Genomic DNA, 26,206 nt, shown 5'->3' on the forward strand with positions numbered 1-26,206 from the left:
GTCGTTGTTGCGTCGGCCGTTGGCGGCCGTTCGTTGCTTTGGTTGTTGTTAAGAGGCGAAAATCACGTCCTCGCGCTGGCTGACATGCCAGGGAATGACCAGCTTCTCGATCCGGTCCACGATCCAGAACAGGATGACGCCGAGCAGCGCGAGGATCACGAGGGCCGCAAACATCGTCGGCAGGTCGAAGGTTCCGATCGAGCGCTGCATCACATAGCCGATCCCGGAATTGGAGCCGACGAACTCGCCGACGACGGCGCCGACCACGGCGAGCGTCACCGACACTTTGAGGCCGGAGAAGATCGCGGGCAGCGCATGCGGCAGGTTCACCGCGCAAAACACCTGGAAGCGGCTGCCCTGCATGGCGCGGGCGAGATCGACCATATCCGGATCGACGGATTTGAAGCCTTGCACAGCTGAGACCACCACCGGGAAAAACCCAAGCAGGAACGCCGAGATAACTTTCGGAATGATGCCGAAGCCGAACCACACCACGAACAGCGGAGCGATCGCGATCTTCGGCACGGATTGCGAGAACACCAGCAGCGGATAGACGTAGCTCTCCACGGTCTTGGAGCCCGCGATCAGCATCGCGATGGGGATCCCAAAAAGCGCCGAGAGCGCGAAGCCGCAGACGGTCGCATAAGTCGTCGGCCAGGACTGGCGCAGCAGTTCCGGCCAATCGGTGCGCAGCACCGCAATGACATCGCCCGGCGACGGAATCTGGTAGGCGGGAATCTTGAACAGCCGGATCGCGAGATCCCAGGCCACGACGATGAACACCAGGAACAAAAACGGCCGGATCCAGGCCGCATTCAGCATTTTGGACACCGCACTCTGCGGCTTCAGCTCAGCCACGTCTCACTCCCGGCAGTCTTGTTCGTTGGGCGAGAAATTAACCCGTTGGGTAAATACTGTCCAGCGGTTTTCCTGCGACGTTTTGGGCGGGGTTCCGCAAAGGTCGTGCCGTCCCGGCGAAGGCCGGGACCCATACCCACAGGGCAAAATTTGGCGAAGGCTGGTTGGCGGGGACGGCCACCGCGCACTATCGATAGATAACGCGGTATGGGTCCCGGCCTTCGCCGGGACGACGATGGACTACGCCGTCTGCGCCACCGCGGCGTGCGACTTCGGCGCCTTCGTAGCATCTAGCAATGCTGCGGAGCGCCCCGTCAGCGCTGCCAGCACGAGGCCGACCATGTGGTCCAGCCGCTCGTCCTTGGCATCCTTGGCCAGCAAATCGCGACCGAAGATCACGCTGAGCGTCGCCGAGTTCGACAGATAGAAGAAGCAGAGTCCTGCGATCGAGATGTAGAGCTGGACAGGATCGACCGCGACCTTGAAGTTGCCGCCGGACACACCGCGCCGCACCACGGTGCCGATCATCTCGACGAAGGGCGAGTGCATCGACTTGACCTTGGTCGATTTCTTCAGATGCTTTGCGCGCGCGAGATTCTCGGTCTGGAGCAGCGACAGGAATTCGGGATTGCGCAGGAAGTAATTCCAGGTGAACTCGATCAGGCGCCTGATCGCCTCGGGCGGGTCGAGATGTTCGAGATCGAGCCCGCGCTCCTCGCTGCGGATCTTGTCGTAGGCGCCTTCGAGCACCGCGAGATAAAGCTCGTCCTTGTTGCCGACGTGATAATACAGCATCCGCTTGTTGGCGCCGGCGTTGGCCGCGATGCGGTCGACGCGCGCACCGGCAAGCCCGTGCGCCGAGAATTCCTGCTTGGCGGCTTCGAGAATGCGCAGCCGCATCCCCTCGGGATCGCGCTGCCATTTCAGAGTTCGCTTTGCCGCTGCTTTCGCCAAACCGGGTGCTCGCTGGGTGCTATCAGGATGCCATGTAACACGCGCTCGGCCCGCCGCATAGTTTCGTCATTGCGAGCGTAGCGACGCAATCCAGACTGCCACCACGGAGACAGTCTGGATTGCTTCGTCGCAAGAGCTCCTCGCAATGACGAGGGGAGGACTGAACCTCAATCCACCGGCTTCGGCGAGCGCTCCAGCAGGACCGTCTGGATGCCGCAGGTGCCGGTCCGCACCGTCATTACCCGCGTGCCCGGCTTGCGGCCGTTGCGCACATCGCTGACGTCGAGGCCGCCGGCAATCAGGCGGGCGCGCGTGGCGTCGATGTCGGCCACCCGCCAGCTCAGGCCCCAGAGGCGGTCATGCAGGGAATCGCCGCCCGCAACGGGGCGGCGCACCACCTCGACGACGAGATCGCCGCAGCGGAAGAACATCAGCTGGCCCCAATCCTGATGCGAGCGGTCGAGCGCCAGATCGAGCCCGAGTCGCGCGCCATAGAGCGCGGCAGCGCGATCGGAATCCTCGGTGGTGATCACGACGTGGTCGAGCGCATCGATCGGCCCGATATCAGTCGTCTTCGAAAGCGGGCGCTCATCAGCCAGTTCGAGGAAGAACATGCGCACGCCGCGCGTGAGCTCCGTGGCGGCGCGCGTTCGCTTCCAGTGCAGGACCGCGCCGCTCTCCGCGTCGCTGCTTTCGACCTCGGCAACCGGATCCGGCATGAGTGCCACCCGCTCCAGCCGCGGGTGCGTTTTGCTCATGTCCGCGACACGAAAGCACAGGCTGGCGAGCACGCCTTCCTGGTCGCCAAGCAGCGCGCGCATGCGATCGGCGGTCACGCTGAAGCCGTTCGGCGCCATCAATTCGATCGTCATGTTCGCGAGAGTGAACAGCACACGGTCGGCGCCCTCGCCCGAATTTTGCCAGGCCGACGCGCGCCCGAGCAGTGTCTGATAGGCCGCCCTGGCCGCACCGATATCCCTGACCAGAGCGACGACGTGATCGAGGCCGGTGATCATGTTTCCCCCTGTTGACCGGCCCGGAACCATGGACCGAGAGACGGCGTTTGTCCGGGCTTGGCATTACCCGGTGATGGTCGTATTCCGGCCGCATGCCGACCTCAAGCACTCCGAGCGGCGGTTTTGCGAATAATTTCAGCGGTCCCGCGGCGGAACCGGTGTTACAGTAACCGCGCCGGCCGGGACCACAAAGCGTATCACGGACAAGCAATGCAGGCTCTCTTCATCGGACAGACCTATATCGACGTCGTCTTCATCACCGACCACATGCCGACCGGCGACGAGAAGCACGTGGCCTCCGACTACGCGGTTTCCTTTGGCGGCAATGCGGTGACGGCAGCGTTCTGCTGCGCCAAGCTCGGCATCGTGCCCGATCTGATCGCCACCGCAGCCAATGACTGGCTCGGCCGCATGTTCATGGACATGTGCGCGAAATACGCGATCTCGCTGCATGGGCGGAAGGTCAACCAGTCCTCGCTGTCCTTCATCATGCCAAAGGACGGCAAGCGCGCCATCGTCCGCTGCCGCGACGACGACCACATCCATCCGTTCCCGATGCTCAATCTCGGCGGCTGCCGCGCGCTGCATGTCGACGGCCATCAACCCGATGCCGCGATCCACTACGCGAAAGTCTGCCGCGAGGCCGGCATCTTGACCTCGCTCGACGGTGGCGGCCTTCGCACCAACACGCATGAGCTATTGGAATTCATCGACGTCGCCATCGTTGCCGAGCGCCTGTGCGAGCAGATGGATCTGACGCCGGAGAAGATGCTGGATTACCTCAAGAGCCGCGGCTGCAAGATCGGCGGCATCACCATGGGCGAGAAGGGCCTGCTCTGGTACGACGAGACCGGAACGGTGCAGGTGATGCCGGCGATGCCGATCCCACGCGAGCGCGTGATCGACACCAACGGCGCAGGCGACGTCTTCCACGGCGCCTATGTCTATTCCTATCTTGCCCATCCCGGCAAAAGCTGGCGCGAGCATTTTGATTTTGCCCGGGCAGCCTCGACCTTCAAGATCCAACGCCTTGGCAACGAAGCCGGCCTGCCGACGCTGGTCGACATCGCCAAGGTCAGGCACGAGTTCGAGGTCAGGGTCTAGCGTTCGCAGGGGTCATGATGGGGCGCGTCTTCGTCGCCGGCAGCATCAACATGGATGTGGTGGCGACAGCCGATCGCCATCCGAAGATCGGCGAGACCGTCGCCGGCAAGCAGGTGCTCTATTTTCCGGGTGGCAAGGGCGCCAACCAGGCGGTGGCGGCGTCGCGGCTTGGCGCGGGGACCACGTTGATCGGCCGGCTCGGCAAGGATTCGTTCGGCGGTGAGCTGAGGACGTTCCTCGGCGCGCAAGGCATCGATCTCGGCGCGATCCGCGAGACGGCCGAGGCGCACACCGGCACGGCCATCATCACGGTGGCGGAGGCCGACAACACCATCGTCGTCATTCCCGGCAGCAATGCGCTCGTCGGCATCGACGACGTCGCGACCGTCCCGCTGACGAAAGGCGATGTCGCGGTCAGTCAATTCGAGATCCCGCTGCCGACGATCGCCGCGTTCTTCCAGCGGGCTCGCGACATTGGCGCCACGACGCTGCTCAATCCGGCCCCGGCACAAACCATGTCGGGCGAATTGCTCGCGCTGGTCGACATCCTCGTGCTGAACGAGACCGAGCTCGGCCTCCTCGCCGGCGTCGAGTTGTCCGACAGGGACGAGGCTTCGCGGATCCTCGACGTCGCGCGAAAACTTCAGGCGCGCGAGGACCAGACCATCTGTGTGACCCTCGGCAAGCGCGGCGTGCTGGCGCTCGCGGGACGCGAGGAGATTTCGGTGTCCGGCCGCGTGGTGAAGGCGCTCGACACCACAGGCGCGGGCGATTGTTTTGTGGGAGCGCTCGCGGCGCAACTGGCCGACGGCGTCGACTTGCGCGCGGCACTCGCCTTCGCCAATGCCGCCGCCTCGATCTCCGTGCAGCGCATGGGCGCGGGGCCGTCAATGCCGACGGCCGCGGAAGTCGCCGCCGTCCTCAACGCCGGCTGATCACGCCAGCGCGCCCTTCAGGTCAAAGCTTTCATCGGCGGCCTGCTCCGGCGTGATCGAGCGATCCAGGCCGAACAGGCGGCGGCCGAACATGTGGTCGCCGGCACGGTTGATCGATTCGATGCCGAGCAGGCTGTCGCCCTTGTAGCAGAACGCCGAGAACGCCTTCTTGGCGGGATCGCCGCGTAGCACGACGCGGTCGTAGCCGGTGGTGAGGCCTGCGATCTGGAGCTTGTCCTCGCCCTGGTCGCTCCAGAACCAGGGATGGCTGTCATAGGCCTTGCGGTCGCCGGTCAGCCGCGCCGCGAGGCAGCGCGCGTGATCAGTGGCATTCTGCACCGATTCCAGCCGCTGCGATCCGCCGAAGCGCGGGCTTTTGAACAGCGCGCAATCGCCGATCGCCGAGATATCGGGATCGGCGGTCGAGAGATATTCGTCGACGATGATACCGGCCGCGACCGGCAGCCCCGCCTCCGCCGCGAGCTCGATATTCGGCAGCACGCCGACGCCGACCACGACGAGGTCGGCCGGCAGGTGCCTTCCGTCGCTCAAGGAGACGCCGGTGACCTTGCCGCCCTCTGCCTCGATGGATGTTGCCTGCACGCCGAGGTGAATGCGGATGCCGGCCTCGCGATGCCGCGCCTGAAAATACTCCGAGACCTCCGCCGTCACCGCGCGCGCCATCACGCGCGGGGCGAGTTCGAGCACGTCGACCTCCAGCCCCTTGATGCGCGCGGTGGCCGCGAATTCGAGGCCGATGAAGCCGGCGCCGATCACCACCACCCGCGTCTTCGACGGGATGATCTCTCGCAGAGCCTCGCTCTCGTCGAGGATGCGCAAATATTTCACGTCGGGGAGATTGGCATTGGGCAGATCGAGCAGCCGGTTGCGCGCGCCGGTCGCCAGCACGAGGTGGCCATAGGGCAGCGTCCTGCCCGAGGCGAGCAGCACCTTGCGCCCCGCGCGTTCGATCGACACCGCGCGGCCCGCAACCAGCTCGATGGTCTGGTCCTGGTAGAATTTCTCCGGCCGGAACATCAGGCTCTCCGGCCCGGACGAACCCTTGATGTAGGCCTTGGACAGCGGCGGCCGCTGATAGGGCAGATGCGCCTCGTCATTGACCAGGCAGATGGGCGCGGAAAATCCTGCCTGGCGCAGCGATGCCGCGACCTGGTAGCCGCCATGGCCGGCACCGATAACGACCACCGGACCATCCGTCATTGGACAGCCCATTTCCGCAAGACACGAGCGTCACCCATGTCGTCTCCTCTCTCTGATTTTGGCTTGCTAGCCTAGGAGGAGCCGGCGCTCGTGTCCGTCCCTAAACGAAGGCCTGCCCATTTGAGCCTATCGTTCCCGCTTGCGCAAGAGCGCCAGGCGGGGATTGTCACCCCTCGCCTTCTGCGATTTAGTTCGTGCATCGACCTCATGCCGGGGATTTCCGATGACCGCTCCCGTCTCACGACCCGACGATCCCGCCTTGCTCCGAATCGATGGCCCGATTGCGACCATCACGCTCAACCGGCCCGCCGCGTTCAATTCGATCAACCTGGCGATTGCACAGAAGCTCGAACAGCTCGCGGCCTACATTGAGGGCGCCGACGATATCCGGGTCGTGGTCCTCGAAGGCGAAGGCCGCGCCTTCTCGGCTGGCGGCGATTTGCAGACGATCGGCGCCGCGGCTGAAGCCAATACGGTGACGCCTGTCGTCGGCGAGCTGTTGAAGCATTATCATGCCTTCATCGAGATCATCCGGCGCATGCCGAAGATCTCGCTGTCCAGCGTGCACGGCTCGGCGGCCGGCGCCGGCATGGGCCTCGCCTTCGTCACCGACCTCTGCATCGCCGCGGAGGATGCCAAATTCACGCCGGCCTACGCCAAGATCGGCGTGTCGCCGGATGGCGGATCCACGGTCGGCATCGTCAACACGGTCGGCCCGCGCCGCGCGCTCCAGATTTTCCTCTCCGAGGACAATTTCACCGCGCAGCAGGCCCATGAATGGGGCCTGGTTGCGAAGGTCGTTCCCGCCGCCGAGCTGAAGGCGGCAACGCGAACTCTCGCCGTGCGGCTCGCGCAGAACCCGCCGGCCGCGATTGCCGGCACCAAGTCGCTGATCTACCAGGCCGCCACGACGCCGGTGAAGCAGCAGCTCGACGCCGAGGAGCACAGGATCATCATGGCGATGAACACGGAGGAGTTCCGCGCCGCCGTGAAGAAATTCACGAGCAAGAGCAAGTAGCTCTCACTGCGGACAGATGTACCCCGTCCCCGCGGGGGACTTGAAGCAGCCGACCGACTCGGGGAGCACCTGCCGCGGCAGCCACAGCACCACGCTCGGGAAGTAGATCGCGAACGCGATCGTCCCGAGGAAGACCAGATAGATCGGCAACGCGGCGCGTAGCGCCTTTGCGAAACTGACGCCGACGAATTTCGACGCCATCAGCAGCACCAGGCCATAAGGCGGCGTGATCAGTCCGAAGGCGAGCGTCGCGATCAGCACCACGCCCATGTGCACGGCGTTGATGTCGCCGGCTTCCGTCAGCGTGTTGACCAGCGGCATGAAGATGATGATGGTCGGTACCGGTTCGATGAAATCGCCGACGACCGTGAACAGCAGTACCATCAGCAACATGATCAGATGCGGATCGTTGCCGGCGAGCGAGGTGATGACTTCGGCGATGTAGCTTGCACCGCGCAAATAGGCGAGCATCCAGCCGAACGCATTGGCGGCGCCGATCGTGATCAGCGGCAGCGAGAAGATCAGGCCCGCAAGACAGAAATCGTACGGAATCTTCCTGATATGCCCGCGGTTGAGCGCGGGGATCACGACCACGACAATCCAGACCACGGCGACGACGCCGGCTTCCGTCGGCGTGAACCAGCCGGTCAGGATGCCGCCCAACAGGATCACCGGGATCATCAGCGGTAGCGCCGCATCGCCGGCCGCGAACACCACCTGCCGCAGCGGCGCGCGCGGCTTGCGCAGGCCGGACGGACCGAAGAAATAGCAGTAGATCATCAAGCCGAAGCCGATCATCAGGCCCGGCACGACGCCTGCCATGAACAGGCCGGCGATCGAGACGTTGCCGACCGCGCCATAGACCACCGCGGTGATGCTCGGCGGCACCAGCGCCGCAATCGTCGAGGCGGATGCGATGATGGCGGCGATGAAGGCGGGCTCGTAGCCCTCGCGTTTCATCGGGCCGCCCAGCGCGCGGCTCATCACCGCGACGTCGGCGGTGGTCGAGCCCGACATTTCCGAGAAGAACATGCTGAAGACGACCACGACCTGCGACAGGCCGCCTCTGATGTGGCCAACGAGCGACACCGAGAGGTTGGCTATTCGAACCACCACATTGGCCGAGCTCATGAGCTCGCCGACCAGCAGGAAAAAGGGGATCGCCAGCAGCGCCTCGGAATCGACGCCGTCGAAGACTTTCTGGATGATCGCGGCGAGCGAGACGTCCGACAGGAGCGCGCCGATGAAGACGCCGGCCATCAGCGAGAACGGCACTGGCACGCCGAGATAGCCGAACGACAGGAAGCAGACCGTCATCAACGCCAGAACGATGGGTGCGCTCACGGCTGCGCCCTCATCTGTACGTCGGTGATGACAGGCGCCCCGCCATCCTCTTCGGGCGGCTCGGGGTGGTCAAAGCCGTTGCGCAGACCGTTGACGAGCTGCTCGATGGTGAACAGGCCGACCAGCACGCCGGAGAGCGGAATAATCGCGTAGAGCGAGGCGATCGGCGTGCCCGATGGCAGGCGAAAACTGCCGAAGCCGCGAAGATAGTTCTGATAACCGTACAAGATCAGGCAGAAGGCGACGCCGAGCACCACGATGCGGATGATGATCTCGACGATCAGACGCGGCGTGCCGTGCATCGCCTCGGAGATTGCGGTGAGATAGAGGTGGTCGTTGCGCCGGGTCGCAGCCGCGGTGCCGACGAAGATCGCGTAGATGAACAGCGTCGACGTGACTTCCTGGAGCCATAGCCAGGGATGGCCGATGGTGCGGGTGACGATGTCGGCGGTCACCGACAGCGAGAAGCCGAAGCAGAGCACGCCGCAGAGGATCATCAAGGCGAGCTCGAGCCAGTCGAGCCCGCGCCATTTGAGGTGACGCTGGCGTTGCACCAGCAGTTTGTCGGCGATGGTCATCACTATCCCCGTCGTCCCGGCGAAAGCCGGGACCCATACCCCCAGCTGCGTGTGGTCAAAGCAAGCTGGCGGCTATCCTGCCCCAAGCTCCGCCGCGGCGTATGGGTCCCGGTTTTCGCCGGGACGACGCGGAGGCAACGCTACGCGGCCTAATTGATCGAGCGGATCAAATCCTTGATCTTCTCGGCGTGCGGGCCGAGCTCCTTGGCGAGCTTGCCGAGATAGGGATCGGCGACCGCCGTGAAGGTCTTCTTGTCGACGTTGTCGACGATCTTCACGCCCATCTTCTTCAGCTTCTCTGCGGCGGTGCGTTCGAGGTCGAAGGCCTTCTGCGGCTCCTTGGAGCTGACCTCGTTCCCCGCTGCCTGCACCCAGCCCTTCTGCTCGGCCGACAGGCTCTGCCAGAGCTTGTCGGAGATAAATACCAGCGCGTTGTTGGCCTCGTGCTCGGTGATGTTCAGGACCGGAGCGACCTCGTAGTGCTTGTTGACGAGGTAGACGTTGATGCTGTTCTCGGCGACGTCGACGACGCCGGTCTGCAGGCTCGTGTAGACGCTGCCGAACGGCATGTGCACGGTCTGGGCGCCGTAGGCCGGGAACATGGTGTCCTCGGTCGCGGTCGCCTGCACCCGGATCTTCAGGCCCTTGATGTCGCCGACATTGTGGATCTCCTTCTTGGAGTACATGTGGCGCACGCCCTGCGAGCCGGTCGCGATCACATGCAGGCCCTGTGTGGTCTCGTCGATCATGGTCTTGAGCGCCTCGAACACTTTTGGATCGGCCAGACCCTTGACCACGTGGTTCTCGTCGCGGAACAGGAAGTGCAACGACATCACGCCCGCTTGCGGCGAGATCGTCGCGGTGTTCGCCGAGGAGATGATCGCAAATTCGACGTCGCCCGCCTTCACGAGCTGGAGCACCTGCGGTTCCTGCCCGAGCTGCGCACCCGGATATTGATCGATGATCATGGTGCCTTTGCTCAATTCCTTGAGCTTTTCGGCAAAGAGGTCGCCCGCGATGGAATAGCCGGTATTGCGCGGCTGGTCGTAGGCAAAGCGATAATGCTTCACCTCCTGCGCCGATGCGCCCGTGACGAAAAGAACAGCGGCCGTTGCCGCCAGCCCAAGCATGGATCGTGCAATCATCGTTTCCCCCTTGTTTTATCGCTCGCCGCTTTAGCGGTCTGAGCGTTCGTTCGGGTGGTTGGTCACCCCTTATCCGTCTTCTTCCCAGTCCTCTGCATGAAATCGAAATCGCAGCCCTCGTCGGCCTGCATGATGGTCTCGTTGAATAGCCAGGCATAGCCGCGCCGCGCCTCGTCCGGCGTAGCCGCGGGTTTCAACGCGCCGCGCCGCCGTTCGAGCTCGGTAGCATCGACGAGAAGCTCGATGCTGCGCTTGGCGACGTCGAGGCGGATCATGTCGCCGTTCTGCACCAGCGCCAGCGGCCCGCCCACGGCGGATTCCGGCGTGATGTGCAGCACGATGGTGCCGAACGCGGTGCCGCTCATGCGCGCATCCGAAATGCGCACCATGTCCTTGGTACCGCCACGCGCGAGCTTCTTCGGGATAGGCAGATAGCCCGCCTCGGGCATGCCGGGCGCCCCCTTGGGGCCGGCGTTGCGCAGCACCAGCACGTCATCGGCGGTGACGTCGAGATCGGGATCGTCAACCCGGAGCGTCATGTCCCCGACGGATTCGAACACCACCGCACGCCCGGTGTGCTGCAACAGTTTCGGGCTTGCAGCCGACTGCTTGATGACCGCGCCGCGCGGGGCGAGATTACCGTGCAGGACGGCGAGGCCGCCTTCCTTCTTGATCGGATTGTCGCGCGGACGGATCGCGTCCTGCCCTGGCACGTCTTCCGCGTTTGCCGCGATATCTCGCAGCGTCTGGCCGGTGATCGTCTTCGCATCGAGATCGACGAGGTCACCAAGCTGCGCCAACAGTTTCGGCACGCCGCCGGCGTGATGAAAATGCTCCATATAATGCTCGCCGGACGGCTTCAGATCGATCAGCACCGGAACCTCGCGGCCGATTTGATCGAACACTTCGAGATCGAGCCGGTGCGGCGAGCGATGCGCCATCGCGGTCAGATGGATCAGGCCGTTGGTCGAGCCGCCGATCGCCTGGAGCACGACCTGGGCATTCTTGAAAGACGCCGGCGTCAGCACCTCGCTCGGCTTTGGACCCTTCGTCTTGGCCATCTCGGCGGCCACCCTGCCGCTCGCCTCGGCAAGCCGAAAGCGCTCCGCATGCGGCGCGGGAATCGTCGCGCTCATAGGCAGCGACAGGCCCATGGCCTCGATCATGCAAGCCATGGTGGAGGCCGTGCCCATCACCATGCAGGTGCCGACCGATGGTGCGAGGCGGCCGTTGACCGCCTCGATCTCGACATCGTCCATTTCGCCGGCGCGATACTTGCCCCAGAGACGGCGGCAATCAGTGCAGGCGCCCAGCACCTCGCCCTTGTGATGACCAACCACCATGGGGCCAACGGGAATGACCACCGTCGGCAGATCGGCGCTGATCGCGGCCATCACCTGCGCCGGCAGTGTCTTGTCGCAGCCGCCAATGACGATCACCGAATCCATCGGCTGGGCCCGGATCATCTCCTCGGTGTCCATCGCCATCAGATTGCGCAGATACATCGAGGTCGGATGCGCAAAGCTCTCGGCGATCGAGATAGTCGGGAATACGAACGGCATCGCGCCCGACAGCATCACGCCGCGCTTGGCGGCCTCGATGATCTGCGGGACGTTGCCGTGGCAGGGATTGTAGTCGCTGTAGGTGTTGGTGATGCCGACGATCGGGCGCTCGAGCGCGTCGTCGGAATAGCCCATGGCCTTGATGAACGCCTTGCGCAGAAACAGCGAGAAGCCGGCATCGCCATAGCTCGTCAGCCCTTTGCGCAACCCACTCGTCATCATACCACTCCCATCATCGGGTCATTGTCGTACAGCCTGCCCCTTGATTGTCAATAAGGCAGACGTCAAACTTGGCATTTTCGCCATTGGCGGCCTGGTGACGACCAAATTATTGACAATCTGACCCTTGCCTGCTCCACAGTACGGACCGGCCAAGCGCCGGGAGGCCGAGGGCATGTCCGACACTCACACCGCAGAAGCCATGACGGTCCGGCGCGACGATCCGGACGACATCGTCGCGCGGCTCGAGGAGGACATCATCTTCGGCCGGCTCGCGCCAGGCGCGCGCCTCACGGAAGACGCGCTGATGTCGGCTTACGGCACCTCGCGCCACTTCGTGCGCCAGGCGCTGGTGGATGCGGAGCGCCGCGGCATCGTCCGCCGCGAGAAGAATGTCGGCGCCACCGTGCGGTTCTACTCGGCCGAAGAGGTCGGGCAGATCTACGAGGTCCGGGAGATGCTGACCCGGCAGGCGGCGTTGATGATCCCCCTGCCCGCTCCGCAAGCCCTGATCGACGAGCTCTCCGCATTGCAGCGGCAATATTGCGCGAGAGCGGATTTGCAGGACCTGCGCGGCATCCACGAGGCCAACGACGCCTTCCACCTCGCGCTGTTCTCGGCCTGCGGCAATCCCTATCTGGTGCGCTCGCTGCAGGACTACATGAACCTGACGTTGCCGATGCGCGCCAAGAACCTCGCCGACCGAGACGGCCTCGCGCAATCACAGCGCCAGCACGAGCTGATGATCGAGCTGTTGAAGGGCCGTGACAGCTGGGCGCTGGCGCAGCTGTGTGTGGATCACATGCAGTTCAGCAAGAAGGATTACCTGGCGCGGATTGCGGGTGAGCAAGCCGAACAGCAGGGCCCGCGTTCATAGATGGGAGACGTTCGCTTCTCGCGGTGCTGCAGTTTACGCGGTAAGGGCGCGCTGGATTGCCCGCAATTGCAGGCCGCACGAGCCCATTCGGGCAATAACGCCCGCAGTCCATGACTTCTGGGGAACCTATGGTCGGCTTGGTACTTGGTCTTGCACCAATCCCCCACCATAGGAGCTGCCATGATTTGCCGTTTAGTCGGAGCCGCCGCTGTTGCCGTCGCCGTCCTGCTTCCCGTAACGACCCAGGCCCAGGGCGTTCCCGGAGGCGTCGAACGCGGTGCGCGGGATGGTGAGCGAGCGGCAGGGCCTGTCGGTGCAGTTGTGGGTGGCGTCGTCGGCGGCGTCGTTGGCGGCGTGGCGGGAGTCCTTGGCGTCGATCAACGTCCTCGCTTTCACTCCTACGTCGTCGAACAGCGGCGGCCCTCATATCAGTACCGCGAGGATGTGAGAGTCGGGGCGGTTCTTCCGGAGGAGGGCGTGACCTATTACGAGGTGCCACCCGAGTACGGCGCCCGTGAGTATCGTTACACGGTGGTGAACGGTCGCACGGTTCTGGTCGAACCGCGAACCCACCGGATCGTCGAGATTGTCGAATAACAACCAAGGGCCGTCTTTCGAGACGGCCCTTTCGTTTGCGCAGATCTAAATCCCTCAAGTCCCGGTTCAGTACCGCCTCAGCAGACCGCGATCCACGCTGGCATCGCCATAGTCGACGCAGGCTCTCTTCGGGTTTCTGATCAGATCGGTCCGGACGCGCCTGAACGTTTTGGCGGCCGCGTCGGACACTTCGGGGCGAAATTTACCGGGATCGGAGGTCTCGCCATCGCGGGCCTTGATAGCCGCAGAATAGGCCTCGATCATCGCCATCGCGGCATCCGTGCTGCCGAGAAGTCGGGCGCCGAGCTGGACACTGCCGGCACCATTGACTTCGTAGCCGACACATCGTTGTTCGAGCACCGCGGACGCGGTGACGAGCTGGTCGAGGAACGTCGCCTCGGCGTCGCTGAGCATCGCGGCTCGCGCCGGTCCCGACATGATCAGCGCGAGCAGTACGACGGCTGCCAATTTGATTTTCATTGTGATCAAGGCACCGAATGCCGAATTGCGATCGCGCAGATCGAGAGCCAGATAACCAGAGCAACGTTGATCTAGATCAATGGGCCGGGACGGCCAAAGCGAAGGCTCGGGACCTTGTATGCGCTCGCCCTGTGGGGAAAACGATTCAGCCGCCGTTTGGCTTGACCAACCGCACCACAGCAAGCGGCGTCGCCAGCTCGCAGGCGCGAGACATCGAAGCGGATCAATGCATGGCGATCATTGGCGAGATCACACACACCACGACCTACTGCTACGCAAAGCCGGTTACGTTCGGCACGCACCGAGCGATGTTCCTGCCGCGGCGCGGCTCCTCGACCCGACTGCTTCGTTGGTCCGCTCGGACCAGCCTGCCATCAAAGGTGCATTGGGTCACCGACTCCCGCTCCAATGCCGTGACGGTGATGGAATTCAGCGAACCCGGCAGCGAACTGACATTCACGTTCAAGGTTCGCGGCATCTATTTCGGCATCAAGGGTCTGGAGACGTTTCCGCTGGAGCCCCGGGCCGAAGAGGTTCCCGTGCAGTATACCCCGGACGAATGGACCGACCTTGCAGGTTACCTGCGTCCGCATGCCGACGATGCAGACGGCAGCCATGCGAGCTGGACCAAGAGCTTTGTCGCCGGCGATCAGGACCGGACCGTCGACGTGCTGCGCCGTATGCTGGGCATGTTCCGCAGCGAGTTCAGCTATCGCGGAAGAGAGGCCGAAGGCACCCAACCCCCGAGCGAAACACTGCGCACGAGATCAGGTACATGCCGGGACTTCGCCTGGTTGATGATCGAGACCTTGCGTCGGCTCGGCTTCGCATCCCGCTTCGTCAGCGGCTATCTCTACGACGCGGCGCTCGATGGCGGCGCCGTCGGCATGACCGGCTCCGGCGCGACCCACGCGTGGGTGCAGGTGTTCCTGCCCGGTGCCGGCTGGCTGGATTACGACCCAACCAACAGCCTGAGCGCCGGCTTCGACCTGATCCCTGTGGCCATTGCGCGGCATCCGGGCCAGGCCGTGCCGCTGGCCGGCTCGTGGTTTGGCGACCCCGGCGACTACCTCGGCATGTCGATCAACGTCGCCGTTAACAAGATCGGCGAAATGCTCGATCCTTCGGAGGGATAGGATGCCGAGAGATAGGCGCGGCGGTCACTTCCTCTCCTGACGCTGCTTGACCACCTCATTTTCTCGGCGGGCAGACAGCCCGAGCAAGACAATCGGCAATCGCTGACCATGGTGCTTGATCGCAACAACACGAGGGAACGTGCGGCGCTCGACTCTGCCTCCGCCCCATTTGAGCTCCTGAAGAGCAGGATCCGACAACTTTATGAAGGCGACACTTTCGGCTGCATAAGATTCCGATATGGCTTGCTCCTGCTTGATATCGTCACGGTTCTATTCATCATTGCGACGTCGTTCCTGCCTCGCAACAGGGCTATTGAGTCGCTCGATGTTGTGTTCGGTGTCTTGATCCTTGCAGACTTCTCCGCACGGATGATCATCAGCCGTCAGCCGCTGCGTGACCTTGCGCGACTTTCGACCTGGACCGACATCATCGTCATTGTTTCGTTCCTTGCACCACTCACAGGAGAAGCCGGCGGCTTCCTGCGCGCATTTCGAACATTGCGACTGCTGCGCGACTACCAAATGGTGGCACGTCTGCGGGTCGACAGCCCCTTCTTTCGGCGAAATGAGGAAGTCGTCTTTGCGGTCGCCAACCTCGGGGTGTTCATTTTTGTGATGACGGGGATCGTCTACGAGACCCAGAGGTCTCACAACAATCAGATCGCCCACTATGCCGACGCGCTCTACTTCACGGTCACGGCGCTAACGACGACCGGCTTCGGTGACATCACCCTGCCCGGAACTGTCGGACGCCTGATAACCGTCGTCATCATGATCTTTGGCGTGACCCTTTTCCTGAATCTCGCCAAGGCATTGCTCGCGCCCTCCAAGGTACGCTTCCCCTGCGCTGTCTGCGGTCTGCAGCGCCACGATGTCGACGCGGTGCATTGCAAGGCCTGCGGGACCGTGTTGAACATTCCCGATGAAGGCGCGGACTAGGCCCATGCCGGCCCGAGTGCCGGGACAGGCATTAAAACTGTTTGTCAAGCCATCGAAATTTCGCAAAGCCGGAAATAGATAGGGGCCGGGCTCCGGCGCCACGTCCCGCGTCCCCATCCATCTCCCTCCCGAACGAAATGCCATGACGGAACAAACTCTGACGGAGCCGATCGCCGAGCGGCAAGCGCCACCTCGCGGCTTCTCGCGCTACCAAGCGGTCCTCGTCGCGCTGCTGGCGCTGGTCCAGTTCACGATCATCATCGATTTCATGATCATGTCGCCGCTCGGCGCCATCATGATGCCGGCGCTCGATATTTCCGCCGCCCAGTTCGGCGTGGCGGTCTCGGCCTATGCGTTCAGCGCGGGGATTTCCGGCATCCTGGCGGCCGGCTTTGCCGACCGGTTCGACCGCAAGCGGCTGCTGTTGTTCTTCTACGCCGGCTTCACGCTTGGCACGGCGCTTTGCGCGATCGCGCCCAACTATCACCTGTTGCTGCTGGGGCGGATCGTGACCGGCCTGTTCGGCGGCGTGATCGGCTCGGTCGTGCTCGCCATCGTCACCGATCTGTTTACGCTGCAATTGCGCGGCCGCGTCATGGGTTTCGTGCAAACCGCCTTCGCTGCAAGCCAGGTGCTGGGCATCCCGGCCGGTCTTTTCCTCGCCAACCAGTGGAACTGGCACATCGCGTTCGGCGCATTGGTCGGCCTGTCGGTGATCGGGATGGCCGCCGTGATGTTCCTGATGAAGCCGGTGAACGGCCATCTCGCGCTGAAGCAGGATCGAAACCCGTTTCGGCATCTGATCGCAACGGTCTCGCAGCCGCGTTATTGGATGGCGTTCTCGGTGACGACCCTGCTGGCGACCGGCGGCTACATGCTGATGCCGTTCGGCAGCGCCTACACCGTGCACAATCTCGGCATCGACATCGTGCATCTGCCGACGATCTATCTCGTCTCCGGCCTGTTCAGCATTGTCATCGGCCCCTTGGTGGGACGCGCGAGCGATGCCTTCGGCAAATACCCGACCTTCGTCTTCGGCAGCGCCATGTCCATCGTCATGGTGCTGATCTACACCCATCTCGGCGAGGTGAGTCTGACGGTCGCGATCCTGGTCAACGTCCTGATGTTCGTCGGCATCTTCTCGCGCATGATCCCGTCGCAGGCGCTGATTTCCGCAATCCCCGAGCCGGCGCAACGCGGCTCCTTCAGCGCGGTCGGCGCGTCGCTGCAACAGCTCTCCGGCGGGCTCGGCTCCGTGCTCGCCGCCGCGCTGATCGCGCAGGACGCCGACGGCACGCTGCGGCATTTCGACCGGCTGGGATACGTCGTCGTGACGACTGCGTTGATTTCCCTGATCCTGATGTACTTTGTGCAGCGGCCCATCGCAGCCCAGGCCGGCAAGCGCGTTGTCTAGGGCATCGATTCCGACGCCCTGGATTTGCGAATGCGCTCCTACCGCTTATTCCAATCAATGATCCGACTTGTGTCGCCGTCGAACTCGTTGCTGCAGAACGCGCCGCCCTGATAGTGATCGCCGACCGGATCGGGCTTCAGCTTGGCCTGCTCGGCCATCGCATGCGCCACGTGGTCCTCGGAGCGCCCCGTGGGGCGGTAGCCGAACTCGTAGGCGCGGTGGTTGTCCCACCACGCGCGCTCGTTCAGGGACACGCCGTAGAAGATCTCGAAATGAATGTCGGGATGCTCGAGCCCGATCCGGCAGAGCTGCACCAGATCTTCCGGCTTCAGCCAGATCGAGATCCGGCGGAGGTCCAGCGGTACGTCGCCGAAATTGCCAATGCGAAGGCAAGTCACCTTCAGGCCATGCTTGTCGGCATAGAGCGCGCCGACCGCTTCGCCGAACACCTTGCTGACGCCATAGCGGCCGTCGGGGCGTGGGGTCACGTCGGTGCCGATCTTGTGGTGACGGGGATAGAATCCGACGGCATGGTTCGAGGAGGCGAACACCACGCGCTTGACGCCCTTGCGATACGCCGCCTCGAACAGATTGTAGCCGCCGATGATGTTGGCCTGGAGGATGTCGTCCCAGGGGCCTTCGACCGAATAGCCGCCGAAATGGATGATGCCGTCGACGCCCTCGCAGATCGCCTCGCACTGCGCCAGGTCAGAGAGGTCCGCCGCCTTGAATTGCTCGTTGGGGCCGAGATCGGCCGGCGGGCGGATGTCGCTGAGCAGAAGGTCCGGATAGATCGGCGGCAGCAATGTCCGCAGCCGCGTGCCGATTCCACCCGAAGCTCCCGTCATCAAGATGCGCATGTCATTCCTCGTCTTTGGCGACCGATTTGCCGTCACGTGTCTCTAATGATAGCTGGATTGTCCAGAGGGAACGAAACGAGAGAACCAACATGAATGAGGCATCGTCCCACACTCAAGGCTGGCGGCCGGCGACGTATTACCCCGATCCGGCGATAAAAGCACTGGACCCCCGCTTCGAAAAATACTGGTTGAAGCTCTCGGCGGTGGAGCGGCTGACGACCGGCATGCGCTGGGCCGAGGGTCCGGTGTGGTTCGGCGATGGTCGTTATCTCCTGTGCAGCGACATCCCGAACCAGCGCATTATCAAATGGGAGGAGGAGACCGGTGCGGTCTCAGTGTTCCGCAAGCCCTCCAATTTCGCGAACGGCAACACCAGGGATCGCCAGGGCCGGCTCGTCACCTGCGAGCATGGCGGCAGGCGCGTCACCCGCACCGAATATGACGGCGATATCACCGTGTTGATGGATCAATTCAACGGCAGGCGGTTAAACTCACCGAACGATGTCATTGTTAAATCGGACGGCTCGATCTGGTTCACCGATCCGACCTTCGGTCTGCTAGGCAATTACGAGGGCTACAAGGCCGAGCCGGAAATTGATCCGAACGTCTATCGGCTCGATCCCGCGACCGGCAAGGCGACCATCGTTGCCGAAGGCGTGCTCGGGCCGAACGGGCTGTGCTTCTCGCCGGACGAGAAAATCCTCTACGTCGTGGAATCACGCGGCGTGCCGAACCGCAAGATCCTCGCCTATGACGTCTCGGCGGATGGCACCACGATCTCGAACAAGCGCGTCTTCATCGACGCAGGTCCAGGCACGCCGGACGGCATGCGCTGCGACATCGACGGCAATCTCTGGTGCGGTTGGGGCATGGGCGATCCCGAGCTCGATGGCGTCGTGGTGTTCGCGCCCGACGGCGTCATGATCGGCCGCATCGCGCTGCCCGAACGCTGCGCCAATCTCTGCTTCGGCGGCGTCAAGCGCAATCGCCTGTTCATGGCCGCGAGCCAGTCGATCTACGCGTTGTATGTGAACACGCAGGGCGCGGTCGGGGGATAGGCTTCCCAACTCTCTCTTCGTCATTGCGAGGAGCTTGCGACGAAGCAATCCAGACTGCACCCCCGGAAGGATTCTGGATTGCTTCGCTTCGCTCGCAATGACGGAACGAAAAACGCCGGAGCGGTTGCCCGCTCCGGCGTTTTGTTCACCCAGGCGCTAGAGATTACGCCGCGTTGAAGCCCGCAACGGCCTTCACTTCGAGGAAGTCCTCGAGGCCGTATTTGCCCCATTCGCGGCCGTTGCCGGACTGCTTGTAGCCGCCGAACGGCGCGGTGCGATCGTTGGGCACGCCCTGCAGATTGACGTTGCCGGCGCGGATCTGGCGGCCGACGCGCTTGGCATCCTCGACGGACGCACCCGTGACGTAGCCGGCAAGCCCATAGGGCGTGTCGTTGGCGATGTGCACCGCCTCGGCTTCGTCCTTGGCGCCGATGATGGTCAGCACCGGTCCGAAGATCTCTTCGCGGGCGATCGTCATGTCGGGGGTGACGTCGGCGAAGATGGTCGGACGGACATAGAAGCCCTTGTTGACGCCCTCGGGCAGGCCCGGGCCGCCCGACACGAGCGTTGCGCCCTCGTCGATGCCCTTCTTGATCAGCCCCTGGATCTTGTCCCACTGGCCGCGGTTGACGACCGGGCCGATGGTGGTGCCTTCGGCGCGCGGGTCGCCCGCCTTGGTCTTGTCGGCGACGGCCTTCGCGATCGCCGCGACTTCCTTCATCTTCGAGGACGGCACGATCATGCGCGAGGGCGCGTTGCAGGACTGGCCGGAGTTGTTGAACATGTGCATCACGCCGCCGGTCACCGCCTTGGTGAGGTCGGCGCCTTCGAGGATGACGTTCGGCGACTTGCCGCCGAGCTCCTGGCTGACGCGCTTCACGGTCGGTGCCGCACGCTTGGCCACGTCGATGCCGGCGCGGGTCGAGCCGGTGAACGAGATCATGTCGATATCGGGGTGCTCGCTCATGGCGGCGCCGACCTCGGGGCCGAGACCGTTGACGAGGTTGAACACGCCCTTCGGCACGCCGGCTTCATGGAGGATTTCCGCAAAGATCAAGGCCGAGGTCGGGGTGAACTCCGATGGCTTCAGGATCATGGTGCAGCCGGCGGCGAGCGCGGGCGCGACCTTGCAGGCGATCTGGTTGAGCGGCCAGTTCCAGGGCGTGATCATGCCGACCACGCCGACCGGCTCGCGCAGCACCATGGCGGTGCCGACCGGTTCCTCGAAATGATAGTTCTTGAGCACGTCGAGCGTGGTCATGAGGTGGCCGAGGCCGGCGCCGGCCTGGAGCTTTTCGGCCATCGGCAGCGGCGCGCCCATCTCGTCGGAGACGGCGGCACCGATCTCCTTGAGGCGGCCCTTATAAATCTCGATGACTTTCGTCAGCAGCGCGACGCGCTCGTCACGGCTGGTCTGGGAGAACGTCACGAACGCGCGCTTGGCGGCGGCGACGGCTTTGTCAACGTCGGCCTTGGAGCCCAGCGCAACCTCGTACATCGCCTCTTCCGTCGCCGGATTGACCACGGCGGTGGACTTCTTGACAGCGGGATCGACCCAGGCGCCGTCGATGTAGAACTGCATGCGATTGACCATAGTGAACCTCTTCTTGGGGGCTTGGAGGGGGCGTTTCGGCAGGCATCCTTGCACGAAAGCGCCGGCAATTGAACCCGCCATATGCGGGGCCAGCATTGCGGCGGACGGAGGTTATATGAGCCGATGGCGGAAGGGTGGCAAGGTCTCGCCTCACTCACGATGTCGCCCCGGCCTAGTGCGCAATTGCGCACTAGGCTGGGGCGACGAATTAAACCGCCATCTTCCGATGCAGCACCGGCGCGCCCGTGGTGAGGCTCTCGGCCGCATCGATGATGGCGTTGGCGTCGATGCCGTGGTGGCGGTAGAGGTCGGCGATGGTGCCGGTTTGGCCGAACTGCTCGACGCCGAGCGCCTCGACGCGGTGGCCACGGACGCTGCCGAGCCAGCCCAGCGCCGCCGGATGGCCGTCGATCACGGTCACGATGCCGCAGTCGCGCGGCAGCGGCGCGAGCAGTTTTTCGATGTGACTGAGATGCTGAACGCCGCGCCGATCACGGCGCAATTTCCGTGCGGCGGTCCACCCCGCATGCAGACGATCCGCGGACGTGATCGCGAGCAGGCCGATGTCGCGCCGGCTCTCGCCGATGAAGCCGGTCGCCTCGATCGCTTCCGGCGCAACGGCGCCGGTATAGGCGATGACGGCTTCGGCGTTGGGGCCCGGCTTGCGTAGCCAATAGGCGCCGTCGGTGATGCCCTCTGCAAGCTCGGGTGTCATGATCCGCTGCGCCTGCTCGATGCTGCGCGTCGACAGCCGCAAATAGACCGAGCCGCCCTCGCCCGGATCGCGCTGCATGTGGTTGAAACCCCAACCCATGATCACGGCGAGCTCGTCGACGAAGGCCGGCTCGAACGAGGCAAGCCCGTCCTGCGCCATGCCGATCAAAGGCGTTGCGATCGACTGGTGCGCGCCGCCTTCGGGTGCCAGCGTGATGCCCGACGGCGTTGCCGCCACCATGAAGCGGGCATCCTGGTAGCAGGCATAGTTCAGCGCATCGAGACCGCGCTCGATGAAGGGATCGTAGAGCGTGCCGACCGGCAGCAGCCGCTCGCCGTTGATCTGGTGCGACAGGCCGAGCGCCGAGAGCATGATGAACAGGTTCATCTCGGCGATGCCGAGCTCGAGATGCTGGCCCTTGGGCGAGAAGTCCCAGTTGAAGGTGGATGGAATTTTCTCGCTGCGGAATAAGTCCGCCTTCTCGCCGCGCGCGAACAGGCCACGTCGGTTCACCCACGGACCAAGATTTGTTGAGACGGTGACGTCGGGCGATGTCGTGACGATGCGCCTGGCAAGCTCGCTGTCGCCGCGCGCGATCTCGTTCAACACCAGCCCAAACCCCTGCTGGGTCGACATCTGCGGCGCCGGCTTGAAGGCGAGCTGCGACGGCACCTCGATCACAGGCGCGGTGAGCCGGCGGCCATCCTGGTTGAACGGCACGCGCGCGAGGAAGGCGTCGAGCTCGGCGGCACTTTGCGCGAGACCCTCGTATTTGTCCCATTCGTGTCCGGGCCGGATGTTCTGGCTGTCGCGATATTTCTCCATCTGCGCGACCGTCATCAGGCCGGCGTGATTGTCCTTGTGGCCCTGGAACGGTAGGCCGACGCCCTTGATGGTGTAGGCGATGAAGCAGACCGGGCGATCGTGATCGATGGATTCGAAGGCGTCCAGCATGCTCGCCATGTCATGGCCGCCGAGGTTCGACATCAGCGCCAGCAATTCGTCGTCGCTGCGCTTGTCGATCAGCTTGGTGATCGGGCCCTGATCGCCGATCTCGTCGTGAAGATGTTTGCGGAACGCCGCGCCGCCCTGGAAACACAACGCGGCGTAGAGCGCGTTCGGGCAATTGTCGATCCAGCGCTTCAGCGCCTCGCCGCCGGGCTCGGCAAAGGCCTCGCGCATCAGCCGGCCGTATTTCACGATCATCACGTCCCAGCCGAAATTGCGGAATACGGTCTCGAACTTTTCCCAGAGACCTTCGCGGACGACGGCGTCGAGCGACTGCCTGTTGTAGTCGACCACCCACCAGGTGTTGCGCAGGCCGTGCTTCCAGCCCTCCGCGAGCGCCTCGAAAATGTTGCCCTCGTCCATCTCGGCGTCGCCGACGAGCGCAATCATCCGCCCTTCGCGGCGATCCTTCATCCAGCCATGTGCCTTGACGTAGTCCTGCACCAGCGAGGCGAACAGCGTCTGCGCAACGCCGAGGCCGACCGATCCGGTGGAGAAATCGACGTCGTCGACGTCCTTGGTGCGCGAGGGATAGGACTGCGCGCCCTTGAAGCCACGAAAATTCTCCAGCTTCTCGCGGCTCTGCCGGCCGAACAGATACTGGATGGCGTGGAACACCGGGCTCGCATGCGGCTTCACCGCGACGCGATCTTCGGGTTTCAGCACGTGGAAATACAGCGCCGACATGATGGTGGCGAGCGAGGCCGACGAGGCCTGATGTCCCCCGACCTTCAGGCCGTCCGCATTCGGGCGGATGTGGTTGGCGTGATGGATGGTCCATGACGACAGCCACAGCGCCTTGCGGGCGAGCGCGGTCAACGTGTCGAGGCGGGCGGTATCAACGGGCATGGCAATGCTCCCGGAAAACAGGTGCCCGATGATACCCCTGCGGGACGCGCCAAACTTCTCAATTTTTCGCGCAATACCGGCCAATATCGGGATAGATTACCAATCAGTCGATAAAAACGACAGGTTTATCCCAATGCCCGCCCTCGACGCCATCGACCGAAAAATCCTCAGCTACCTCCAGAACGACAGCCGGATAACCATGCAGGAACTGGCCGACAAGGTCGGGCTGTCGGTGTCGCCCTGCCACCGCCGCGTCAAGCTGCTGGAGGAGCGCGGCGTCATCTCGCGCTACATCGCGACCGTGGACCAGAAGGCGCTGGGGCTGCATGTCAGCGTCTTCATCTCGATCAAGCTGGCGCGGCAGAAGGAGGAGGATCTCAACCGCTTCGCGCGGGCGATCTCGAAATGGGACGAGGTGCTGGAGTGCTATCTGATGACCGGCAACCGCGACTATCTCTTGCGCGTGGTCGCGGCCGACCTCGCTTCCTACGAGACTTTCCTGAAGACCAAGCTGACCCGGCTCGACGGCATCGCCTCGATCGAGTCCAGCTTTGCGCTCAGCCAGGTGAAGTATTCGATCGCGCTGCCGGTGTAAGGCATCACCGCCACGGCTGCACGATGATCTTGGTGTGCGCCTCAGGATTGGCGAGGTCGGCGAAAGCCTTTGCGACGCCGTCGATGCCGACTTCCGCCGTCACCATCGCCGCCGCATCCACCTGCCCTTCGGCGATCAGGCGCAGTGAGGCTGCGAATTCGTCGGGCGTGTAGCCGAGCACATACTGAACGTTGAGCTCCTTCATGATGCCGAGCATGGGCTCGCTCCTGTCGGTCTCCATGCACACACCGACCACGACGATCCTGGCATCGCGCGGCGCGCCTTCGAACACCTGCTGCAACAGGCCGGGCACGCCGACGCATTCGAAGATGATCGCGGGCTTCAGCGCGGGCAGCATCGCCTGCAAAGGCGGCCGCGCCGCCTTCTCCGCCTCCGACATTTGCGCATGCTCGGCCCAGGTCGCATAGGGCTGCGACACCCTTGGATCCACGACGATATCGGCGCCGAGTTTTGCCGCAAGCGCGCGCCGCGCCGGCGAATAGTCAGCGGCGACGATCGGATGCAGGCCCTTGAGCTTCAGCGCCGCAATCACCGCGAGCCCGACCGGTCCGCAGCCGATCACGAGCGGGACCTCGCCGCCACGGATGTTGGCCTTGGCGACGGCGTGAACGCCGACCGCGAGCGGCTCGGTGAGCGCGGCATGCTCCGGCGCGAGACCGTTGGGCACCTCGAGCAGCAGCGCTTCGCTCAGCAGCATCGCCTCGGCGTAGCCGCCAATATTGTCGTTGGAATAGCCGATGCCTTCAATGCCCTGCGGCGTCACCAGGGCCGGCAGCGAGCAGACGCGCGTGCCCGGCTTGAGCTTGCGCACAGTCCCCGGGCCGAAGTCGACGATCTCGCAGCAGAACTCATGGCCGAACACGACGTCGCGGGCGAGGTCCATCGGCTTGCGGCCGCTCTTTCGCGCCATCTCCACCATGCGATGGGCGTGTTGGCGCGCGTGCAGGTCCGAGCCGCAGATGCCGCAGGCGAGCGTCTTGACCAGCACCTGGCCGGGGCCGGGCTTTGGCTCGGCCATCCGGTCGACGACAATCTCACCGTTCCTGAAAATCGCAGCGCGCATTCGGCTCCTCCCGGCTTGTTGGAGCCATTGATAGCACGAAGCGGACGCGTGAACTTGCGTCAGGGGTTCGGGGAACGCTCTTCCATGATCAGGAGCTGGGCGCGACGGATGCGCTCGCGATGAGCAATGTAGAGGCCGCTGGCGACGATGAAGGCGGCACCGGTGACGGTCCAGACATCAGGCACTTCGCCGAACAGGAAGAAGCCCAGAATGCTGACCCAGAGCAACTGCGTGTAGGAGAACGGCGCAAGCACCGAGGCATCGCCGTAGCGATAGGCCAGCACGATGATCCACTGGCCGACGGTGGAGGCAACGCCGATCACGATGCCAAGCCCGATCGCGGTCCAGGTCGGCGTGACCCAGACGAATGGTACCATCAGGGAGAGGATCGCAACGCCCGTCAGCGCCGAATAGGCCATGGTGGTGAGGACGGCTTCGCGTCCGCTCATCATGCGCGTCAGGATCAGCGCCGCAGCCCAGCAGAACGCCGAGACGATCGGGAAGAACGCGGCGGCGTGAAACGCGCTGGAGCCCGGGCGCAGGATGATCATCACGCCCGTCAAGCCGATCGCGGTGGCGATCCAGCGGCGCATGCCCACCTTCTCGCTCAGGAACACGATCGAGAGCGCGGTGACGAACAGCGGCGAGACGAAGCCGGTCGCGGACGCTTCCGCGATCGGCAGGAAGCTCAGGCCGGTGATGAAGAACAGCGAAGAGCCGAGCAATGCCGCGCCGCGCATCAGCTGCAGGCCGAGGCGCTCGGTGCGCATGGCATGCAGCGGCGAGCCCGGCAGCATCACCGGCGTGAACATCAGCGCGAACGTCACGAAGCGGATCCAGGTGATCTCGATCGACGGCAGGCTCGACGACAAATATTTCGCGGTGACATCGGAGCAACCGAGAAAGATCGTCGACAGCAGCACCAGCGCGATGCCTTTGAAGGGATGATCGACGCGCGCGGGCGCGCCGCGCGCCTGCGGCTTCTTTTCCGGCATAGGCATGGGAATACTGTCGAGCCTTGCGGCTGCGGCGGGCGGCGGGGTCAC

General features: G+C 63.9%; 24 protein-coding genes. 10 read left to right on the plus strand and 14 right to left on the minus strand.

Going from position 1 to position 26,206, the window contains the following annotated elements; translation table 11 throughout:
- Positions 1-48: 48 nt before the first annotated feature.
- The 3 genes from IVB40_RS25890 to IVB40_RS25900 form a co-directional block, all read right to left on the minus strand.
- Positions 49-858, minus strand: a complete 810-nt coding sequence (locus IVB40_RS25890) for an ABC transporter permease (protein WP_007593901.1) — start codon at positions 856-858, stop codon at positions 49-51.
- Positions 859-1,098: 240 nt separating this feature from the next.
- Complete coding sequence (locus IVB40_RS25895) at positions 1,099-1,758, minus strand: TetR/AcrR family transcriptional regulator (RefSeq protein ID WP_247819594.1); 660 nt, start codon at positions 1,756-1,758, stop codon at positions 1,099-1,101.
- Positions 1,759-1,979: 221 nt separating this feature from the next.
- Positions 1,980-2,828: a VOC family protein gene (locus IVB40_RS25900; protein WP_247816707.1), complete on the minus strand. Its 849-nt coding sequence runs from the start codon at positions 2,826-2,828 to the stop codon at positions 1,980-1,982.
- Between the two features lie 210 nt (positions 2,829-3,038).
- Between IVB40_RS25900 and IVB40_RS25905 the strand changes: the two genes are divergently transcribed.
- Both IVB40_RS25905 and IVB40_RS25910 read left to right on the plus strand, forming a co-directional pair.
- Positions 3,039-3,932, plus strand: a complete 894-nt coding sequence (locus IVB40_RS25905) for a sugar kinase (RefSeq protein WP_007593904.1) — start codon at positions 3,039-3,041, stop codon at positions 3,930-3,932.
- Positions 3,933-3,949: 17 nt separating this feature from the next.
- The gene (locus IVB40_RS25910; protein WP_247289089.1) at positions 3,950-4,867 is read left to right on the plus strand and encodes a ribokinase; all 918 of its coding nucleotides are present in this window, start codon (positions 3,950-3,952) and stop codon (positions 4,865-4,867) included.
- Here IVB40_RS25910 and IVB40_RS25915 read toward each other — a convergent pair whose 3' ends face one another.
- Positions 4,868-6,088, minus strand: a complete 1,221-nt coding sequence (locus IVB40_RS25915; protein WP_247288530.1) for an FAD-dependent oxidoreductase — start codon at positions 6,086-6,088, stop codon at positions 4,868-4,870.
- 223 nt (positions 6,089-6,311) lie between these two features.
- Here IVB40_RS25915 and IVB40_RS25920 point away from each other — a divergent pair, with 223 nt between their 5' ends.
- Entirely contained in the window at positions 6,312-7,106 is a 795-nt protein-coding gene (locus IVB40_RS25920) for an enoyl-CoA hydratase-related protein (RefSeq protein WP_247816708.1), read from the plus strand.
- A gap of 3 nt (positions 7,107-7,109) precedes the next feature.
- Here IVB40_RS25920 and IVB40_RS25925 read toward each other — a convergent pair whose 3' ends face one another.
- The 4 genes from IVB40_RS25925 to IVB40_RS25940 form a co-directional block, all read right to left on the minus strand.
- Positions 7,110-8,450: a TRAP transporter large permease gene (locus tag IVB40_RS25925; RefSeq protein WP_027568862.1), complete on the minus strand. Its 1,341-nt coding sequence runs from the start codon at positions 8,448-8,450 to the stop codon at positions 7,110-7,112.
- A complete protein-coding gene (locus IVB40_RS25930) occupies positions 8,447-9,028 on the minus strand; it encodes a TRAP transporter small permease subunit (protein WP_027568861.1) in 582 nt (193 codons plus the stop codon). Before IVB40_RS25930 ends, IVB40_RS25925 begins: the two co-directional genes overlap by 4 nt.
- Before the next feature lie 149 nt (positions 9,029-9,177).
- A complete protein-coding gene (locus tag IVB40_RS25935; RefSeq protein ID WP_247360023.1) occupies positions 9,178-10,173 on the minus strand; it encodes a TRAP transporter substrate-binding protein in 996 nt (331 codons plus the stop codon).
- Between the two features lie 62 nt (positions 10,174-10,235).
- Positions 10,236-11,954 carry an IlvD/Edd family dehydratase gene (locus IVB40_RS25940; protein WP_247819595.1) on the minus strand — a complete coding sequence of 573 codons (1,719 nt, stop codon included), beginning with the start codon at positions 11,952-11,954 and terminating at the stop codon, positions 10,236-10,238.
- A 175-nt stretch (positions 11,955-12,129) separates the two neighbouring features.
- Here IVB40_RS25940 and IVB40_RS25945 point away from each other — a divergent pair, with 175 nt between their 5' ends.
- The gene (locus tag IVB40_RS25945) at positions 12,130-12,831 is read left to right on the plus strand and encodes a GntR family transcriptional regulator (RefSeq protein WP_247816709.1); all 702 of its coding nucleotides are present in this window, start codon (positions 12,130-12,132) and stop codon (positions 12,829-12,831) included.
- A gap of 180 nt (positions 12,832-13,011) precedes the next feature.
- Entirely contained in the window at positions 13,012-13,428 is a 417-nt protein-coding gene (locus tag IVB40_RS25950) for a DUF1236 domain-containing protein (protein WP_026233295.1), read from the plus strand.
- Positions 13,429-13,494: 66 nt separating this feature from the next.
- Here IVB40_RS25950 and IVB40_RS25955 read toward each other — a convergent pair whose 3' ends face one another.
- Entirely contained in the window at positions 13,495-13,908 is a 414-nt protein-coding gene (locus IVB40_RS25955; RefSeq protein WP_027568856.1) for a hypothetical protein, read from the minus strand.
- Positions 13,909-14,138: 230 nt separating this feature from the next.
- Here IVB40_RS25955 and IVB40_RS25960 point away from each other — a divergent pair, with 230 nt between their 5' ends.
- The 3 genes from IVB40_RS25960 (at position 14,139) to IVB40_RS25970 (ending at position 17,397) form a co-directional block, all read left to right on the plus strand.
- Positions 14,139-15,044: a transglutaminase family protein gene (locus IVB40_RS25960; RefSeq protein WP_247816711.1), complete on the plus strand. Its 906-nt coding sequence runs from the start codon at positions 14,139-14,141 to the stop codon at positions 15,042-15,044.
- 108 nt (positions 15,045-15,152) lie between these two features.
- Positions 15,153-15,983, plus strand: coding sequence for a potassium channel family protein (locus tag IVB40_RS25965; protein WP_247816712.1), 831 nt, complete (start codon positions 15,153-15,155; stop codon positions 15,981-15,983).
- Between the two features lie 142 nt (positions 15,984-16,125).
- Positions 16,126-17,397 carry an MFS transporter gene (locus IVB40_RS25970; protein WP_247816713.1) on the plus strand — a complete coding sequence of 424 codons (1,272 nt, stop codon included), beginning with the start codon at positions 16,126-16,128 and terminating at the stop codon, positions 17,395-17,397.
- 38 nt (positions 17,398-17,435) lie between these two features.
- Here IVB40_RS25970 and IVB40_RS25975 read toward each other — a convergent pair whose 3' ends face one another.
- Positions 17,436-18,257 carry an NAD(P)-dependent oxidoreductase gene (locus IVB40_RS25975; RefSeq protein WP_247816714.1) on the minus strand — a complete coding sequence of 274 codons (822 nt, stop codon included), beginning with the start codon at positions 18,255-18,257 and terminating at the stop codon, positions 17,436-17,438.
- A gap of 89 nt (positions 18,258-18,346) precedes the next feature.
- Between IVB40_RS25975 and IVB40_RS25980 the strand changes: the two genes are divergently transcribed.
- The gene (locus IVB40_RS25980) at positions 18,347-19,315 is read left to right on the plus strand and encodes an SMP-30/gluconolactonase/LRE family protein (protein WP_247816715.1); all 969 of its coding nucleotides are present in this window, start codon (positions 18,347-18,349) and stop codon (positions 19,313-19,315) included.
- A gap of 163 nt (positions 19,316-19,478) precedes the next feature.
- Here the strand turns inward: IVB40_RS25980 and IVB40_RS25985 are convergent, their stop codons facing one another.
- Together IVB40_RS25985 and IVB40_RS25990 are read right to left on the minus strand one after the other, a co-directional pair.
- Entirely contained in the window at positions 19,479-20,909 is a 1,431-nt protein-coding gene (locus tag IVB40_RS25985; protein WP_247816716.1) for an aldehyde dehydrogenase family protein, read from the minus strand.
- Positions 20,910-21,117: 208 nt separating this feature from the next.
- Positions 21,118-23,481 carry a transketolase gene (locus IVB40_RS25990; RefSeq protein WP_247816717.1) on the minus strand — a complete coding sequence of 788 codons (2,364 nt, stop codon included), beginning with the start codon at positions 23,479-23,481 and terminating at the stop codon, positions 21,118-21,120.
- Positions 23,482-23,614: 133 nt separating this feature from the next.
- On the opposite strand from IVB40_RS25990, the gene IVB40_RS25995 reads away from it, so the two are divergent.
- Positions 23,615-24,076, plus strand: coding sequence for an Lrp/AsnC family transcriptional regulator (locus IVB40_RS25995; RefSeq protein ID WP_247816718.1), 462 nt, complete (start codon positions 23,615-23,617; stop codon positions 24,074-24,076).
- Positions 24,077-24,080: 4 nt separating this feature from the next.
- Here the strand turns inward: IVB40_RS25995 and IVB40_RS26000 are convergent, their stop codons facing one another.
- Entirely contained in the window at positions 24,081-25,160 is a 1,080-nt protein-coding gene (locus IVB40_RS26000) for a zinc-binding dehydrogenase (protein ID WP_247816719.1), read from the minus strand.
- Positions 25,161-25,219: 59 nt separating this feature from the next.
- Complete coding sequence (locus IVB40_RS26005) at positions 25,220-26,161, minus strand: DMT family transporter (protein ID WP_247816720.1); 942 nt, start codon at positions 26,159-26,161, stop codon at positions 25,220-25,222.
- Positions 26,162-26,206: the final 45 nt, after the last annotated feature.

It is taken from the genome of Bradyrhizobium sp. 40 (genome assembly GCF_023100925.1).
In the GTDB taxonomy this organism is placed as follows: Bacteria; Pseudomonadota; Alphaproteobacteria; order Rhizobiales; family Xanthobacteraceae; genus Bradyrhizobium.

Excerpts from the sequence above, each read along its gene's own strand:
- IVB40_RS25895 (WP_247819594.1), bottom strand. The coding sequence starts at position 1,758 with ATGCGGCTGCGCATTCTCGAAGCCGCCAAGCAGGAATTCTCGGCGCAC.
- IVB40_RS25900 (WP_247816707.1), bottom strand. The coding sequence starts at position 2,828 with ATGATCACCGGCCTCGATCACGTCGTCGCTCTGGTCAGGGATATCGGT.
- IVB40_RS25905 (WP_007593904.1), top strand. The coding sequence starts at position 3,039 with ATGCAGGCTCTCTTCATCGGACAGACCTATATCGACGTCGTCTTCATC.
- IVB40_RS25910 (WP_247289089.1), top strand. The coding sequence starts at position 3,950 with ATGGGGCGCGTCTTCGTCGCCGGCAGCATCAACATGGATGTGGTGGCG.
- IVB40_RS25915 (WP_247288530.1), bottom strand. The coding sequence starts at position 6,088 with ATGACGGATGGTCCGGTGGTCGTTATCGGTGCCGGCCATGGCGGCTAC.
- IVB40_RS25920 (WP_247816708.1), top strand. The coding sequence starts at position 6,312 with ATGACCGCTCCCGTCTCACGACCCGACGATCCCGCCTTGCTCCGAATC.
- IVB40_RS25930 (WP_027568861.1), bottom strand. The coding sequence starts at position 9,028 with ATGACCATCGCCGACAAACTGCTGGTGCAACGCCAGCGTCACCTCAAA.
- IVB40_RS25935 (WP_247360023.1), bottom strand. The coding sequence starts at position 10,173 with ATGATTGCACGATCCATGCTTGGGCTGGCGGCAACGGCCGCTGTTCTT.
- IVB40_RS25940 (WP_247819595.1), bottom strand. The coding sequence starts at position 11,954 with ATGACGAGTGGGTTGCGCAAAGGGCTGACGAGCTATGGCGATGCCGGC.
- IVB40_RS25945 (WP_247816709.1), top strand. The coding sequence starts at position 12,130 with ATGTCCGACACTCACACCGCAGAAGCCATGACGGTCCGGCGCGACGAT.
- IVB40_RS25950 (WP_026233295.1), top strand. The coding sequence starts at position 13,012 with ATGATTTGCCGTTTAGTCGGAGCCGCCGCTGTTGCCGTCGCCGTCCTG.
- IVB40_RS25955 (WP_027568856.1), bottom strand. The coding sequence starts at position 13,908 with ATGAAAATCAAATTGGCAGCCGTCGTACTGCTCGCGCTGATCATGTCG.
- IVB40_RS25960 (WP_247816711.1), top strand. The coding sequence starts at position 14,139 with ATGGCGATCATTGGCGAGATCACACACACCACGACCTACTGCTACGCA.
- IVB40_RS25965 (WP_247816712.1), top strand. The coding sequence starts at position 15,153 with ATGGTGCTTGATCGCAACAACACGAGGGAACGTGCGGCGCTCGACTCT.
- IVB40_RS25970 (WP_247816713.1), top strand. The coding sequence starts at position 16,126 with ATGACGGAACAAACTCTGACGGAGCCGATCGCCGAGCGGCAAGCGCCA.
- IVB40_RS25975 (WP_247816714.1), bottom strand. The coding sequence starts at position 18,257 with ATGCGCATCTTGATGACGGGAGCTTCGGGTGGAATCGGCACGCGGCTG.
- IVB40_RS25980 (WP_247816715.1), top strand. The coding sequence starts at position 18,347 with ATGAATGAGGCATCGTCCCACACTCAAGGCTGGCGGCCGGCGACGTAT.
- IVB40_RS25985 (WP_247816716.1), bottom strand. The coding sequence starts at position 20,909 with ATGGTCAATCGCATGCAGTTCTACATCGACGGCGCCTGGGTCGATCCC.
- IVB40_RS25990 (WP_247816717.1), bottom strand. The coding sequence starts at position 23,481 with ATGCCCGTTGATACCGCCCGCCTCGACACGTTGACCGCGCTCGCCCGC.
- IVB40_RS25995 (WP_247816718.1), top strand. The coding sequence starts at position 23,615 with ATGCCCGCCCTCGACGCCATCGACCGAAAAATCCTCAGCTACCTCCAG.
- IVB40_RS26000 (WP_247816719.1), bottom strand. The coding sequence starts at position 25,160 with ATGCGCGCTGCGATTTTCAGGAACGGTGAGATTGTCGTCGACCGGATG.
- IVB40_RS26005 (WP_247816720.1), bottom strand. The coding sequence starts at position 26,161 with ATGCCTATGCCGGAAAAGAAGCCGCAGGCGCGCGGCGCGCCCGCGCGC.